Genomic DNA, 15,717 nt, shown 5'->3' on the forward strand with positions numbered 1-15,717 from the left:
GGTGCCGACGCGTCGCGCGGCCAGGACGGCGCCGCTGTCGTCGGCCCAGGAGTCGCTGTGGTTCCTGCGGGCCGCCGATCCGGAGGCGACGACCTATCACATACCCACGCTGTTACAGAGACCGCGGGGTATTGACGTCGGCACCCTCCGTGCCGCCCTGACCGCGGTCGCGGCGCGTCACGAGATGCTCCGCACCACCTTCCCCGTGCGGGACGGCGGGCCGGTACAGCGGATAGGGGATCCCGGCCCGATCGACGTCGAGGTGGTCGACGTGCGAGACCGCCCTGATGCCGAGAGCTTCGTGGTACGCGACGCCCGCGCCCGGTCCGCCGCGGCCTTCGATCTGGAGGACGCGTCGCCGCTCCGTTGCGTCGTGTGGCAAGGACTGGCCTCCGGCGACGCGGTACTGCTCTGCGTCCACCACATCGCCATCGACCAGTGGTCCCTGGCGATTCTGGTCGAGGACCTGGCCACGGCCTACGACGCCGTCGAAGCCGGGACCGACGTCCGGCTTCCCGAGGTCCCGCTCCAGTTCGCGGACTTCGCGGCCTGGGAGAGGGAAGCGCTCGGCACCGATCGGGCGCGCCTGACGGAATCGCAGCGGATCGCGGACCTGCGCGGTTACCCGTACCAGCTGCGGCTCGGCGCGGCGCCGCCCGGCGACGCCGCGCAGGCCGGACCGGACAGCGAGCGCGGGCTGCTCGACCTGATGTTCCCTCAGAGCGTCCGGGAACTGTTGCCGCGACGGGCCCGGGAGCTGCGGGCGACGCCGTTCCTCCTGGCGTTTGCGGCCTTCCAGGAGACTGTACGGCGCTGGTCCGGTCAGGAGCGGTTCCTGATCGGCACCACGTTGACCCAGCGCTCCGGCGCCGAGCTGGACCGGACCGTCGGCTACTTCCTGAATACGGTGCCGCTGCGCTGCCGCGTCCGGGCGTCCGCGAGTTTCGCGGAGCTCTGCGGCGTGGTCCGCCAGGAGTTCACCGAGGGCATGCGGTGCCAGGCGACGCCGTTCGACCGCCTGGTCCGGGGCCTTTCGGTGAGCCGTGCCGGCCGGCCGCTGACGCAGCTCGCGTTCAGCGTGCTGCCGGCCGGGCCGACCGAATCCGTGGGCCCATGGCGAGAGTTGCCCGTCCCTCCGCTCGGCAAGGCGGCGTTCGACCTCACCGTGCTGGTGGCCGCGGGCGGCGGCCGGCCGACCGGGGTGATCGAGTTCGACCCGGCCGTCTATCCGCGGCAGACGGTCGCGGCGCTGCATGACGACTTCACAACCCTGTTGGCTGCCGCCCTGGCCGACCCGGGCGTCCCGGTGTCCCGGCTGCCGCTATCTCCCCGCCCCGGCGGCGGATCACAGGGAACGTTGATCGGGCCGCAGATGGATCTCGTGACCATGGTCCGTAGCCGCGTGGCGGCCACGGGGAAGGAAGGACGCGGATGACCGAGCAGACCGCCGACCAGAGTGCCGAGACAACCCCCCAGGTGATTGCCGAGCCCTGGAAGGCCAGCGTGGGCCTGGTCGTCGACCAGGCGTACCTGGGCTCGCCGTACACCGGCGTCGACGCGTGGCGCGCGGCTGCGGAGGCCGGCGCGGAGTGGCTCAGCGTCGTCGTGGAGGCGTACGACCTCCCCGCGGAGAGGATCCACCAGCTGCGCGACGACGCCGACAAGGCCGGCATCCCGATCAACCTGGTCGCCTGTCCCGCCTTCGGGCTGGCCGACCCCCGCGACGCGGTCCGCGCCTTCAACCTGGAATGGGCCAAGGCCCAGGTGGACTTCGCCCGGGGCGTCGGCGCGCGCCGGGTGAAGGTCCTGCTGGGCGAGTGGATCTGGAAGGGCAACTGGTCGAACGAGCTGCAGTGGCAGCTGGTCGTCGAGAACCTGCGCCGTCTGTGCGACTACGCGGAGCAGCACTCGATCATGGTGAGCGTTGAGCCGGAAGCGCTGGAGAACGCGTACGTCAACGACACGTACTCCTTGGTGCAGCTGCTGGACGATGTGGCCTCGCCGGTACTGTCGGCGAACGTCGACACCTCCCACCTCGTGGTCCGCGCGGTCCACCCGAGTGGAATCAGGCTCCTGAAGGGCCGACTGGACACCGTCAACTTCTCCGACTCCAACGGCCGCTGGCACGAACACCTGCCGCCCGGCACCGGGGTGAGCGACATGGCGGCCTTCGCCGCCGAGGTGAGCAACGCCCGGCAGTCCGACGACGCTCTGGTCGCGGTGGTGGTCGGCCCGTTCGCCGACCCGGAGAACGCCTACGAGAAGGTGGCCGCGTCGGTGGGCGCCACCCGCCGGCTGTTCGGTGTGCCCCTGGATCCGGCCGGCGGCGGGACGGATCTGTGACGCCGGGCGCACCGGACTCCCGCACACAACTGCTCGACCTGGTCGTCGCGCAGTTGGCGACCGCCCCGGCGACCGCGGGCGTCACCTGCGGCGGCCGTTTCACGCCCTACAGCCGGATCGACGCCTGGGCCTGGGAGGTCGCCGACGCTCTGCGAGGCGTCGGCGTCGGCCGCGGCGACATCGTGCCTGTCGCGTCCGGCCGGGGCGCCGCCATGGTCGCCGGCTGGCTCGGCGTGCTGCGCGCCGGGGCCGCCTACCTGCCGATCGACGTCGACCTGCCGGACGAGCGCGTCGCCTACCTGGCCGCCGACAGCAAGGCGCGGGTGGCGCTGGTCGACGCATCTCCGGGTGCGCCGACGGCAGCGTTCGACTCCAGCGTGGCAGTGCTCAGCATCGACGATCTGCCGACGCCGGTTCCGTCCGTGGGCCTGGATCCCGCCGCGGACACCGGACCGGCCGGCGCGTCGGCCGCCGGTCCCGAGCTGACCGAGAGCGACCCGGCGTGCGTCCTCTACACCTCCGGCAGCACCGGCCGGCCCAAGGGCGTGGTCATCGATCACGGCACGCTGCTCCAGGCGGCGCTGCGCTGGTGCTGGCTGTTCCCGTTCGAGCGCGGCGGCCGCGTCCTGTCGGCTGCCTCCGTGTCCTTCGACGCCGGCAACGCCGACATCGCCGCGGCGCTGGTGTCCGGCACGGACCTGATACTGGCGACCGACGCGCAGCGCCGCGACCCGGCGCTGCTGGCTCCACTGCTGACCGCCGAGCCCGGTGTGAGTGCGCTGTTCGGGACCCCCAGTGCCGTGCACGCCGCGCTGGCCGAGGTCGCCCCCGGCACCGGCCGGGTGCGGCACGTCGTCATGGGCGGCGAGGTGCTCACCGGCGGCCGGGTACGCGAGGTTCGCGCCAAGCTCGGCTGCCGGGTCACCAACGTCTGGGGCGTCACCGAGGCCCCGGCGATCACCACGACGCACACCGCCGACCCGGAGACGGATCCGGAGCTGCCCGGCATCGGGACGCCGGTCCCGAACACCCGGGTCTACCTGCTCGGCCCGAACCTGGAACCGGTGCCGGACGGAGCCGTCGGCGAGCTCTACATCGCCGGCGCCGGGGTCGCCGGCGGATACTTCGGCAGTCCCTCCCTGACAGCGCGGCGCTTTCTCCCCGACCCCTGGTCCCAGATCCCAGGCGCCCGCATGTTCGCCTCGCGCGACCTGGCGGTCCTGCGGCCGGACGGCGGCCTCGAATACCGCGGCCGGGCCGACCAGCAGGTCAAGGTGAACGGGAACCGCGTCGAACTCGGCGAGGTCCAAGCGCTCCTGGAGGCGGTACCGGGCGTGCGAAGCGCGGCGGTGCTCGCCGGTCGCGAGGCCGACCGTGACCGGCTCGTCGGCTATGTCGAAGTCGACGAGTCCGCCCCGCCGACCGCTGGGCAGGTCCGCACCGCCCTGCGCCGCTGGCTGCCCGCGGCCGTCGTCCCCACGTCGGTCCGGGTCGTCGCGACCATGCCCCGCTCCGCGCACGGGAAGCTCGACGTCGCTGCGCTGCGCTCGGCCCCGTGGCAGGAGCTGGCTTCCGCGGCGGATGAGAACGGTCCCGACCCGGCGGCCGGCTCCGCCGACCACGCTCTGTCCGTGCGTTTCTTCGCCCGAGCCCTGGGCCGGGACGAGGAGACCGCCGACTTGGCGGCGGACGCCGACTTCTTCGCCCTCGGCGGCACGTCGATGCTCGCTGCACGGATGATCACCGAAGCTCAGACCCCGGACCACCCCGCTCTGGCGCTGCGCGACTTCCTCGCCGACCCGACGGTCGGCGGGTTCGCCAAGGCGCTGGCCGCTGCGGCGTCCCCGTCACCGCAAGCCGCGGCGTCGAGAACCACCACATCGTCCCTAACCGCTTCCTCGGACGCCGGACACTCCGACGGAGTCGGTGACACGTTCCCTGCCGACAGCGCCCAGCGGCGGCTCTGGATCCTCAACCAAGTTCCCTCCTATCGGACCGCCTATCTGATTCCCGGTGTGCTGGAGCTGACCGGACCGGTGGACCCAAAGACGGTGTGCTCGGTGGTGCGGAGGGTGCTGGAACGGCATCCCATGCTGCGCGCCCGCTTCCGTCTGACCGCCGACGGCCGCGGTGTCGAAGGCCGGCTCGGGCCCCCGCCCGAGGTCGGCCGCCTCGATGCCGCAGGCCTGGACGACGCGGCGCTCGCCGCTCACATCGACGCCCTGTGCGGCGACCCGTTCGACCTCCAAAACCAGGCTCCGGTGCGGGCCGAGGTGATCACCCACGGCACGCGGGTGCTCCTGGTGCTGTGCGCGCACCACATCGCCGTGGACGGGGTGTCGCTTCGCTTGCTGCTCGGCGAGATCGCCTCGACGTACCGGGCCCGTCGATCCGGCGCGCCGGACGCGGCGCTGCCCCCGACCCGGCTGCCGGCGCTGCCGGCGACGACCCAGGAGCGCACCGACGACCTGGTCGCGTCGCTGCGCGGCGCGCCGACCGACGTGCTGCTGCCGCACGACCGACTGCGGCCGCAGACCGCCGACACCGCCGCCTGCTCCTGTCCGGTGCCGCTGGACGCCGCGGTGGCGGCCCGGATCGCGGACTTCGCCGCCGACCACGACGTGAGCGTGTTCATGGTGCTGGCGGCGGCCGTGGCGGTCGCCCTGGCCCGCCGCTCCGGACAACGCGATTTCCTCCTCACCTCGCCGTGGGCCGGCCGGGAGGACGCGGACCGCGCCGAGGTCATCGGGATGCTGGTCAACACCCTGGTCATCAGGGCGGACCTGCGGGGCGCGCAGACCTGGACCGACGTCCTGGCCCGTGTTCGGATCGCGGCGCTGACCGCGTACCGGCACGCCGACGTGCCGTTCGACGACGTGGTGGCCCGGCTCCAACCGGAGCGGGACCTGAGCCGGCCGCCGCTGACCCCGGTCGAGATCTCCCTGTCCGACGGCACCCTGCCGCCGATGGACCTCGGTGCCGACGTCGTGGCCCGCTGGCTGCCCACCGGGTTCGCGCGGGCCAAGTACGAGCTCGTCGTCGACGCCCAGACCACTGACGCCGGGCTGGACCTCGCTCTGGGCTACGTGACCGCGCTGTTCGACGCCTCCACCGGCGCCCGGATCGCCGCAGACCTCGGCCGCGCGCTGACCGACCTGGTCACCGACCCGGCCGCCGGGCTCGGGCTTCCCGAGACCGGCCCGGCCCTGCCGGTGGCGCTCGGTGCGCTGCCCGGCGCCCCGGACGGCACGGTGCTGATCCACCGCGACACCGAGCTCACCCGCGCCGAACTCGACGCCTGGGCCTGGGGCGTGGCCACGCGGCTGCGGGCGGCCGGCATCGGTCCCGGCGACGTGGTACCGGTCGTGGCCGCCCGCGGCACCGGAATGGTGGCCGGCTGGCTGGGCGTGCTGCGCGCCGGGGCCGCGTACACGCCGGTCTCCGCCGACGTCCCGCCGCCCCGGCTGGAGTACATCGCCCGGGAGGTGCGAGCCCGTGTGGTCCTCGTCGTCGACGGGGCTCGCGCCGCCGTCGACGACCTGGCGATCATCGACATCACCGGCCTGAGCGGGCCGGCGACCGCGCCGCCACCGGTCACCGGGACGGATCCGGCCGCGGTCCTGTTCACCTCCGGCACCACCGGCAATCCCAAGGGCGTCGTGGTCACCCACGGCAATCTGACCTCGTACATCGCGGCCCTGCACGGGACGTACCCGGGCCTGGTCGGCACCCGGCACCTGCTGGCCAGCACCGCCGACACCGACTTCTCCGGCACCGTTGTACTCGCCCCGGTCGCCACCGGCGGGTCCACGGTCATCGCCGATGACGCCGAGTGCCTCGACGGCCGTCTGCTGGCCGACCTGATCCGCCGGCACCGGATCGAGGTCGTCAAGCTCACGCCGTCGCACGCGGCGCGGCTGCTCGACACCCCGTTCGGCGCCGCGCTGCGCGATGTCGACGTGCTGGTGCTCGGCGGCGAGCCGATCACTGCCGCTCTGGTCGGGGAGCTTGCCGCGGCGCGCCCGCCGGGCACGCTGACGATCAACCACTACGGCCCGACCGAGACCACGATCGGCGCCGTGACCCACGCGCTGGACCCGGGTGTCCCCGGGACGCCGCCGGTGGGCCGGCCGCTGCCGGACGTCAGGGTCCTGGTCCTGGACGAGGACCTGCGCCCGCTGCCGGACGGCGAAGCCGGGATGCTCTGGATCGGCGGCCCACAGGTGACGGCCGGCTACCTGCGCCGCCCCGCCGAGACGGCGCGCGCCTACCGCCTCCTGGCCGCCGACCCCGGGGCCGGGCCCATGTACCGGACCGGCGACGTGGCGGTCCGGTCGGCGGATGGCACCATCCGTTTGCACGGACGCATGGACGACCAGGTCAAGATCCGGGGATTCAGGGTCGAGTTGGGCGAGGTCCGCGCCGCGTTGCTGGCCCTGCCCGAGGTGCGTCAGGCCGAAGTGTTCGCCCACGACGGCCGGCTCGTCGCCTTCGCCGTGATGGACGGCGGGGGAAACGAGGGCGGGGCGGGCGGCGGGTTCGACGCCGCAGCCGGCCGGCACGTGCTCGACCGGCTGCGCTCGGCACAGCCCGCCCACTTGGTTCCCGAACTCCTGGTTCCCGTCCCGGCGATCCCACTGGCCCGCACCGGCAAAGCGGACCGGGCGGCTCTGCGGGCCCTGCTGAACGGCGAACCGGGCGCGGCGCCAGGGGTGGGGCATCAGGCCTCTGTTCCGCCCGGGGCATCCGGCCCGGCCGCCGGCGAATCCGGTCTGGACCAAAAGATCCGTGCCATCTGGTGTGCACTGCTCGACCGGCCGGATGTGGGGCTCGACCAGCCGTTCTTCGAGGCCGGTGGCAACTCGCTGCTGCTGATCGCGCTCCTGGAGCGGCTTCGCGCACTGGGCGTCCGAGAGGTGGCCGTAGGTGACTTGTTCTCGCACGTCACCGTGCGGGCGCAGGCCACCCTGCTGGCCGGGGGCGACCTTCGGCTCGATGATGGGCGACCCGCCCCGACGGGGCGGCGCGACGGCCTGGCGGCCCGTCGGAGCCGGGCGAAAGCGGGGACGAGTCAAGACAACGGGGTGCGAGAGCGATGACTTCACAAACCGACATCGCCGTGACCGGCGTCGCGGGCCGGTTCCCGGACGCCTGGTTGCCGACGACGTTCTGGCAGAACGTTCAGGACGGGCGGGTCTCCGTCCGGGAACTCGATGACGAGGAACTCCGTACGGCCGGGGTGAGCGAGGACATGATCGCCGCGCCGGACTACGTCCGGTTCGGTACGCCGCTGCCCGGCTACGACCTGTTCGCGGCCGATTTCTTCGGCATCACCCCGGCCGAGGCCGAGGTCACCGATCCTCAGCAGCGACTGTTCCTCGAAGCCTGTTGGGAGGCGCTGGAGGCGGCCGGGCACGCCGGTCGGAGCCGCGAACGGCTGGTCACCGGCGTCTACGCCGGGGCGAGTTTCAGCACCTACGCGATGGCCCAGTACCTCGCACGGGCGCGGGAGGCCGGGTTCTCGGCCTTCTCCGACGGGGACATCCGGCGCGGGAGCCTCCCCGACTTCCTCCCTGCGGTCGTCGCCTACCGCCTCGGTCTGCGCGGGCCGGCGATCTCGGTCCAGACGGCGTGCTCGTCGTCGCTGACCGCGGTGCACCAGGCCGTGAACGCGCTGCTGGCCGGGGACTGCGACCTGGCGTTGGCCGGCGGCACCTCGACGGTGCACCCGCCCGACGGCCACCGGCGCGACCCGGCCGGGATCATGTCGGACGACGGCCAGTGCCGCAGCTTCGACGCGGCCTCGACCGGCACCACAGCCGGCGCGGCGGTGGGCGTCGTGGTGCTCCGGCGACTGGCGGACGCGCTCGCCGACGGAGACCCCGTTCTCGCGGTCGTCAAGGGCAGCGCGGTCAACAACGACGGCCCCGACCGGCCGGGGTTCACGGCGCCCAGTCCGGCCGGGGTGGCCGACGTGGTGTCGACCGCGCTGCACACCGCCGCCGTCCCGGCCGACCGCCTGATCTACGTCGAGGCGCACGGCTCCGGCACGCCGCTGGGCGACCAGGTGGAACTCCTCGGCCTGACCCGCGGGCTGCGCCAGACCACCGCGCGCACCGGGTTCTGCAGCCTGGGCTCGGTCAAGGCGAACATCGGCCACTGCGGCTCGGCGGCCGGAATCGTCGGCATGATCAAGGCCTTGCACATCGTGCAGACCGGCGAGATCCCGCCACTTCCGCACCTGCGCACTCCCCGCGATCCGGGCCTGCTGGCCGAAAGCCCGTTCGTCCTGGACACCGTGGCCCGGCGGAACGCCGCCGGCGACAGGGCCGTGCTGGTCCATTCGATGGGACAGGGCGGGACCAACGTCGCCGTCGTGCTGGAGCCGGCGCCAGAGGCGGTCCGGACCGACCCATCAGGCGTGGCCGATACGGTCGAGCCACCGGTTCGGCTGATCCTTTCGGCGCGCACCCGGGCCGCGCTGGACGCGGCGTCCCGCGAACTGGCGGACGAGTTGGCGGCCGGTCGGCACCGGCTCCGGGACGTCGCACACACCCTGCGCGTAGGGCGGCGGCACTTCGAGCATCGCCGGGTGGTGAGCGGCGACCGGTCGGCACTGATCGCCGCGCTCCGCGTCCCCCGGCCGCCCGCGGCGCGCACCGCGTTGGTCGAGCCGCGCTCGGCGCTGGTCGTCCGGACCGCCGACGGCGCCCGGCCGACGCTGATCGCCGACGCCGTGGCCCGGGCGCTGGGGTGTCCGGTGACCGTCGCGGACGAGGCCGCCGAGCAGCTGCCTTCCGAGCGCGCGTTCGTGATCGTCGCCGGCCCCGGCGCGGCCGCCGCGCACTGCCACGTCATCCAGTCGGCGACCGACGCGGACGACGACGAGATCGCCGGCCTCGTCGACGCGGCCCTGACCGCCGCGTGGCTCGACGGCGTCGACGTCGACTGGGCGACCTCGACACCGACTGTGGCCGGTGCCCGGCGTGTGCCGCTGCCGACCTATCCGTTCCAGAGGCGGCGGTTCTGGGCTCTCGACCGCATCCGACACGTCTTCGCCGCCGGCGGGGGGACTGTGCCCGGCGGTTCCGTCGAGGGCGACGGCCCGGCCGCGGCGGACGGAACCCGGCCCGAGTACCTGCCGTCCGCCGTGCCCGCGGCCGACGATGTCGAAGCCGCTCTGGTCGGGCTGTGGCAGGAGATGTTCGGCTTCGCCCCGGTCGGCGTGACGGACGAGTTCTCCGCTCTCGGCGGGACCTCCCTCACCGCGACGCGGATGGCGCTGGAGATCGCGCAGCGCCACGACGGCTTCCAGGTGAACCTGCACCGCGTCGGCGGAACCCGGACGACGGTGCGCCGCATCGCCTCCGTACTTCGCGCACGCGGGCTCGGCTCCGCCGCCTACGGCTCCGCCGACGCCGAGGGTGCACTGATCGATGCCGACCTCGACCTGCCGCTGGGCACGGCGCGCCCGACCCGGTCGGATCCGCGCCGCGCGGTGCTGCTGACCGGCGCGACCGGTTACGTCGGCGCATTTCTTCTGCACGAAGCGCAGATCGCAGGCCACGACGACATCCGCTGCCTGGTGCGCGCCCGCGACGAGGCACACGCCTGGGAGCGGGTCCGAGCCGCAGCCGCCGCCTACGGCCTGCCCGCACCGGACCCGGAGCAGGTCCGGATGGTGCCCGGCGACCTGACCGACGTCCGGCGGGCGCTGACCAGAGCGGGCAGTGGGCCCGACGGCGAACTCGGGCGGGCCGTCGGCCAGGTCCTGCACTGCGCGGCGAGCGTCGTCTTCACCGAGACCTACCGGACATTGCGCGCCGACAACGCGGTGGCCACCGCCGAACTGCTGCGGTGGGCCCGGGAGAACGGAGTCCAGGACTTCGGCTACGTCTCCTCGTTGGCGGCGTGCTCGCCCACCGGCCCCGACATGCCGATCGCCGAGACCCGCGCGCAGCCGCTGGCCGACCGGGCCGGCGGGTACGGCACCGGCAAATGGGTCAGCGAACGGCTGGCCGAGCGCGCCGAACGGGACGGGATGCGGGTCCGGATCTGGCGACCGGGGCTGATCCTCGGCGACTCGCGCAGCGGTGCCTGCAACCCCAAGGACATGACATGGCGGCTGATCGTCGCCGGCCTGGCCGTGGGCGCGCATCCGGCCGACGACCGGCTGCTGTACTCGGCCCCGGTGGACGTGGTGGCCAAGGCGATCGTGGCCGGGCTGACCGAGCCCGGCGCCGTGGGCCGGGCCCAGCACCTGGTCCACCACGAGCCGCTGTCCATACGCGGCCTCTTCGCGGCGTTGTCCGCAGCCGGGCTGCCGACCGTGCCGCTTCCGCCCGCGCGGTGGCAGCAGCTGGTCCGCGAGCGGGCACTGGACGCAGGCGACGACGTACTCGCCCCGGTCGCGCTGTTCGGCTTCAGTGAGGAACCGGGCGACCTGATCCGTGTCGAGGCGGAGGCGTGGCGGGGCTGGCTGACCCGAAGCGGACTGAGTTCCGCCGTGGACGGCCCGGCGCTGGTCCGCAGCATCCGATGGCTGGCCGGCACCGAGGGCGGGATGTACCGGGAAGTGCTGGCGGACGTCCTCGGGCACGGAGATTCCCCACGCCGCGCCGACGGCGTAGCGCTCGGCAGGAAGGTCGTGTGATGAACACTCCCATCGGCATCGGCGATATCGGCATTCTGCTGCCTGACCGCTTCGTCACCCCGGCCGAGCTGGCCGAGGCCGAGCAACTGGACAGCCATCAGCGGGAGTTCGTGGAGCGCACGGGTGTCCAGACCGTTGGCGTGCTGGATGAGGAGGCCCGGGCCCTGGCCGCCCGGGCGGTCCGGACGCTGGTCGCGGACACCGGTGCCGACCCGGACGTGCTGGTGCTGGCCGCACCGCGGTCGCCGGACGTGCTGCTGGGATCCGACGTCGCCGCCGTCCAGGCCGCCGCGGGACTGCGCCGCGCCTTCGGCTTCACGGTCGACGGCCTGGGCTGTGTCGGGTCCAGTGCGGCCTGGGCACTGGGCGCCGACCTGCTGCGCGCCGACCCCTCCCGATCGTCGGTGGTGATCGCGCACGCCAGCCGGCCGACCGGACCGGACCGGGTCCGGTTCCCGGTCACCGTCGTCGGCGACGGAGCGTGCGCGATGACGCTCGTGCCCGGTGAGCGCCCGGTGTTGCGGGCGCACCGCGCCGAGATGGACGGGCAGTTCCACGACCTGTTCCGGGTGGACTACAAGGCGGGCCCGGCATACGAGTGGCGCGAGGTCTGCGACAACGTCGACGAGTACCAGTTCAAGCTCGCGCTGCACAGCCGGGACAGACTCAAGCGGCTGGTCGACCAGGTCCTCGTCGACGCCGGAGTCGACGCCGGCCGGGTCGCGGCGACCCTGATGCAGAACGTCACGGTGGGCGCCTTCGACTTCTACGAGAGTCTGCTGTCCCTGAACATCCACGACGTCTGCCGCGAGAACCTGCGTCGCTACGGCCACCTCGGGGCCATGGATGTGGTGCTCAACCTGCGCGATCTGCTCGCGGGCGGCGACCTGGCGCGGGGCGACCTCGTGCTGGTCCTCAACAACAGTCAGGTGGCGGCCTGGGCCGTGACCCTGTGGGAGGTCTGATGCGGCCAGATGCGGTCCCAGTGACGGTCCGGAGACTGCGGAGGAGGACGCGGTGAGCGACGTGGACGACGCGGCGGGCTCGCCTGCGGACACTGCCGTGCTGGAACGGACGCGCGGATGGGGCGGCGCAAACCGGCTGATCGCGGCGGCGGGCGTGTCGGCGCTGGGCGACGGCCTGCGGGCCACCGCGCTACCGCTGCTGGCGGTCACCTACACCACCGATCCCACGCTGCTCGCGCTGGTCACTGTGGCCGGCACCGTGCCGATGCTGCTGTCGCCGCTGGCCGGGGTGGCCGCCGACCGCTGGCCGCGCCGGAGCCTGATGGTGTGGCTGGACCTGGGGCGCGCGGTGATCGTCGGATTGGTCGCCCTGCTGATCTGGACCGAGTCCGCCGGTCTGGCCGTGCTCTACGTGGCTGCCTTCCTGCTGGGTATCGGCGAAACAATGTTCGGCATCACCGCGCAGGCCTACTTGCCGGAGGTGGTGTCCAAGGCGCGGCTGACGTCGGCCAACGGCCGGCTCCAGGCCGTCCAACTGATCTTCCTGGACACCGTCGGGCAGCCGCTTGGCGGCCTGCTGTTCGCGGTATCCGCGGCGCTGCCGTTCCTCTTGGACGCCGCGTCGTTCGCGATCGGTGTCGTAATTCTGCTGACCGTGCATTCGCTGTCCACCTCCGCCGCGACGTCCGCGGCGACATCAGTCGCCGGCACCGGAACCGGCTCGGCCCCCAAGCCGCCGGGCTGGGGCGAGATGGTCCGGGACGGATTCCGCTACCTGCGCGGCGACCGGCTGCTGATGCTGCTGGCCGTGATGCTCGGGTGGCTCAACTTCTTCTTCGCGGGGGTCAGCGCGATCCTCGTGCTCTACGTCCTGGAGGTCCTGGACCTGGGCAAGATGGCGTACGGGTTCTTCCTCGCTGTCGCCGCGCTCGGCGGGCTGGTCGGCGGGCTGGCCGCCTCCCGGCTGCGGGAGCGGTTCGGGACGTTCCCGGTCGTGTCCACGGCGCTGATCGCGCTCGGCGCAGCCTGTCTGCTCATGGGCCTGGTGCACGACCCGGTGGCCGGAGTGGCAGGCTTCTTCGCCCTCAACCTGGCCGCGGTGGTGTACCAGGCGCTCACCGTCGCGTTCCGCCAGACGACGGTCCCGCGCGAGGTGATCGGCCGCATCAACGGTGTCTACCGGCTGATCGGCACGGGGGGCGCGCCGCTGGGCGCGGTCTGTGCCGGCCTGGTCGCCGGGCAGACCGAGATCTGGACGCCGTTCGTGGTCAGCGGGGCCGCGTTGCTGCTGCTCGCGGCGGTCACCTGGCGGCCGCTGCGGCGGCTGGGCGGGCCGCGCGGCGCCGAGGCGGAGGGCTGACCCGATGGCGATGATCACCGCGAACTGGTGGAGTCCTGACGACGTGGCCGCGCCGGACCAGCCTCGCGTGCTGCTGTTCCCCTTCGCCGGCGGCGCGGCGCACTCGATGCGGGAGTGGATCGTAGAACTCGAACCCGAGTGGCGGCCGCTGGTCATGCAGTACCCGGGCCGGGGATCGCGCTCGCGGGAGCCGTTCGCCGCCTCGGTGGCCGACCTGGCCGCCGCCGCGTTCGCCGACTTCCTCGCCATGGACGACGGACGACCGCCGCTGGTGTTGGGACAGAGCCTGGGGGGCTACGTGGCCCAGGCGTTCACCGCGGCCCTGGAGACAGCCGGAATCACACCTCGGTCGCTGGTCGTGGTGTCGGTACGGGCGCTGGGCGACGCCGGCGGTCCGCCGGATGCGGCCGCCGGCCGGCTCGGCCGCACCCGGTGGCACCAGCAGTCGGACGATGACCTGCTTGCCCGTCTCCATGAGCTCGGCGGCGCCGACCTGGAGGTGTTCGAGCATCCGGCGCTGCGCGAGGCTCTGCTGCCGATCGTGCGAGCGGATCTCGCGATCGGTGACGACCACATCGCGCACGCCAGGCCGCACCGCGTCCGCTGTCCGGTGCTGGCGGTGCACGGCATCGGCGACCGGCAGGTCAGCGCGGCCCAATCGGCGGCGTGGGCCACCTGGACAACAGGCGCCTTCCAGGCCGTCTCCCTGCCCGGCGGCCACTTCCTCCAACAGCGGGGCCCGGTGGGCCTGCGCGGGATTCTCGCCGGCCTGCCGGCTCGACGATCGGAGCTGAACGATGACTGACACACCGACCGAAGATCAGCGGATGCGGGTCCTGATCAACGATGAGGAGCAGCACGCGATCGTCCCCGAGGAATTCCCCGCACCGGCCGGCTGGCGGGAGGCGGGGTTCGCCGGCAGCGTCGACGCCTGCGAGCGCTGGGTCGAGGAGCACTGGCCGGACATCCGGCCGCGGTCCGTCCGGGAGGCGATCGCGGCTGCGCAGACAGGAACCACGGGGACGGTATGACCATCGCACACGGGGCGGGCGGGTCCGCCGCGGCGGGAGAGACGGCCGACGCAGACCGGGTCGTCGCGACCGGCGGGCCCGGTTCGCCAGAGGCTGTCGCATCCGCCGCGGAACCCGGAACCGGCGTCGGGCTCGACCTCACCCGGCCGAGGGCCTTCGTCACCGGCGAGCTCGACCCCTACTTCGCCGAGCTGCGCCGGGACTGTCCGCTGGCCTGGCACGAGCCGCCCGCCGCCGGCGGGCGGGGCTTCTGGGTGGCCGGCCGGCACGCCGACGTCGCGGCCCTGGCCCGGGACACGACCCGGCTGTCCTCGGCGCGCGGCAACATGCTGGAGACCCTGCTGGACGGCGGCGATCCCGGCGGCGACCGCATGCTCGTGGTCAGCGATCCGCCGCGCCACACCGCGCTGCGCGGTCTGATGAAGTCCGGGTTCATGCCGGCCGCGCTGGAGTCGCTCGCCCAGCGGATCCGTCGGGTCGCCCGTGACCTGTGGATCCGGGCCGCCTTGGACGGACACTGTGACGTGGCGGCGGACATCGCCGCGAAGATCCCGCTGGCGGCGATCTGCGACCTGCTCGGGGTCCCGGAGACGGACCGTGAGTACGTGGGCGAAAGGACCACCGCGGCACTCGGCTCGGACCTGGCCACACCGGTGCAGGACGCGTCGCGGCTGGCGCAGGCCGAAATCCTCCTGTACTTCTCACGGCTGGCCCGCAACCGGCCGCGCGCCATGCTGCGGGTGCTGGCCGAGGGATCGCTGGACGGCGTCCCGCTGACCCGCGACGAACTCGTCCTCAACTGCTACAGCCTCATCCTCGGCGGCGACGTGACGACCCGGCTGTCGATCGTCGGCGGGGTCGCCGCGCTGGCGGCCGACCCGGCGCTGTGGGAAGGGCTGCGGGACGGCGAGGTAGAGATCGGGTCCACGGTCGAGGAGGTGCTGCGCTGGGCCACGCCGGTGGTCCACCTGGCGCGCACCGCGGTCGCCGAGATCGACCTGCACGGCCGGCGAATCCGGCCCGGAGACATCGTCACCCTATGGCCACGGTCGGCGAACCGGGACGAGCGCGAGTTCGCCGACCCCGGGCGCTTCGATCCGGCGCGCCGCCCCAACCGGCACCTGACGTTCGGGTTCGGGCCGCACTTCTGTCTGGGCGCGCACCTGGCCCGGATCGAGGTGACGGCGGTGCTGGAGGGCATGCGCCATGCCGTCGATCGGATCACGCCCGATGGTCCGCCGCAGCCGGTGTACTCCGCCTTCGTTGCCGGGTATTCCGCACTGCCGGTCCGCCTGACGCCCAGCGTCGACGCCCTGCGATCCGCCGCCGGCCGGGCCGGCTGAGCGCGCTGTCGCCATCGAGCCT

Annotated in this window: 9 protein-coding genes; all 9 read left to right on the forward strand. The window is 73.4% G+C overall.

The genetic code is table 11. The features are described 5' to 3' along the window. Position 1 precedes the first annotated feature (1 nt). Genes ABZY13_RS26175 through ABZY13_RS26215 form a run of 9 tightly spaced genes read left to right on the forward strand, consistent with a single transcriptional unit; the run spans position 2 to position 15,695 of the window. Entirely contained in the window at positions 2-1,435 is a 1,434-nt protein-coding gene (locus tag ABZY13_RS26175; RefSeq protein WP_356634853.1) for a condensation domain-containing protein, read from the forward strand. Further along, positions 1,432-2,343, forward strand: coding sequence for a sugar phosphate isomerase/epimerase family protein (locus ABZY13_RS26180; protein ID WP_356634855.1), 912 nt, complete (start codon positions 1,432-1,434; stop codon positions 2,341-2,343). The genes ABZY13_RS26175 and ABZY13_RS26180 overlap by 4 nt, the downstream gene beginning before the upstream one ends. Beyond that, on the forward strand, positions 2,340-7,442 hold the full coding sequence (locus ABZY13_RS26185; protein ID WP_356634857.1) for an amino acid adenylation domain-containing protein: 5,103 nt from the start codon (positions 2,340-2,342) through the stop codon (positions 7,440-7,442). The genes ABZY13_RS26180 and ABZY13_RS26185 overlap by 4 nt, the downstream gene beginning before the upstream one ends. Continuing rightward, positions 7,439-10,996: a beta-ketoacyl synthase N-terminal-like domain-containing protein gene (locus ABZY13_RS26190; RefSeq protein ID WP_356634859.1), complete on the forward strand. Its 3,558-nt coding sequence runs from the start codon at positions 7,439-7,441 to the stop codon at positions 10,994-10,996. The genes ABZY13_RS26185 and ABZY13_RS26190 overlap by 4 nt, the downstream gene beginning before the upstream one ends. Next, the gene (locus tag ABZY13_RS26195) at positions 10,996-11,961 is read left to right on the forward strand and encodes a 3-oxoacyl-ACP synthase (RefSeq protein WP_356634861.1); all 966 of its coding nucleotides are present in this window, start codon (positions 10,996-10,998) and stop codon (positions 11,959-11,961) included. The genes ABZY13_RS26190 and ABZY13_RS26195 overlap by 1 nt, the downstream gene beginning before the upstream one ends. Positions 11,962-12,013: 52 nt before the next feature. Continuing rightward, the gene (locus ABZY13_RS26200; protein ID WP_356634863.1) at positions 12,014-13,321 is read left to right on the forward strand and encodes an MFS transporter; all 1,308 of its coding nucleotides are present in this window, start codon (positions 12,014-12,016) and stop codon (positions 13,319-13,321) included. Between the two features lie 4 nt (positions 13,322-13,325). Then, entirely contained in the window at positions 13,326-14,126 is an 801-nt protein-coding gene (locus ABZY13_RS26205) for an alpha/beta fold hydrolase (protein ID WP_356634865.1), read from the forward strand. Beyond that, positions 14,119-14,352: an MbtH family NRPS accessory protein gene (locus ABZY13_RS26210; protein ID WP_356634867.1), complete on the forward strand. Its 234-nt coding sequence runs from the start codon at positions 14,119-14,121 to the stop codon at positions 14,350-14,352. The genes ABZY13_RS26205 and ABZY13_RS26210 overlap by 8 nt, the downstream gene beginning before the upstream one ends. Beyond that, positions 14,349-15,695, forward strand: coding sequence for a cytochrome P450 (locus ABZY13_RS26215; RefSeq protein ID WP_356634869.1), 1,347 nt, complete (start codon positions 14,349-14,351; stop codon positions 15,693-15,695). The genes ABZY13_RS26210 and ABZY13_RS26215 overlap by 4 nt, the downstream gene beginning before the upstream one ends. Positions 15,696-15,717: the final 22 nt, after the last annotated feature.

Source organism: Streptomyces sp. NPDC006610, assembly GCF_040611575.1.
Lineage (GTDB): Bacteria > Actinomycetota > Actinomycetes > Streptomycetales > Streptomycetaceae > Streptomyces.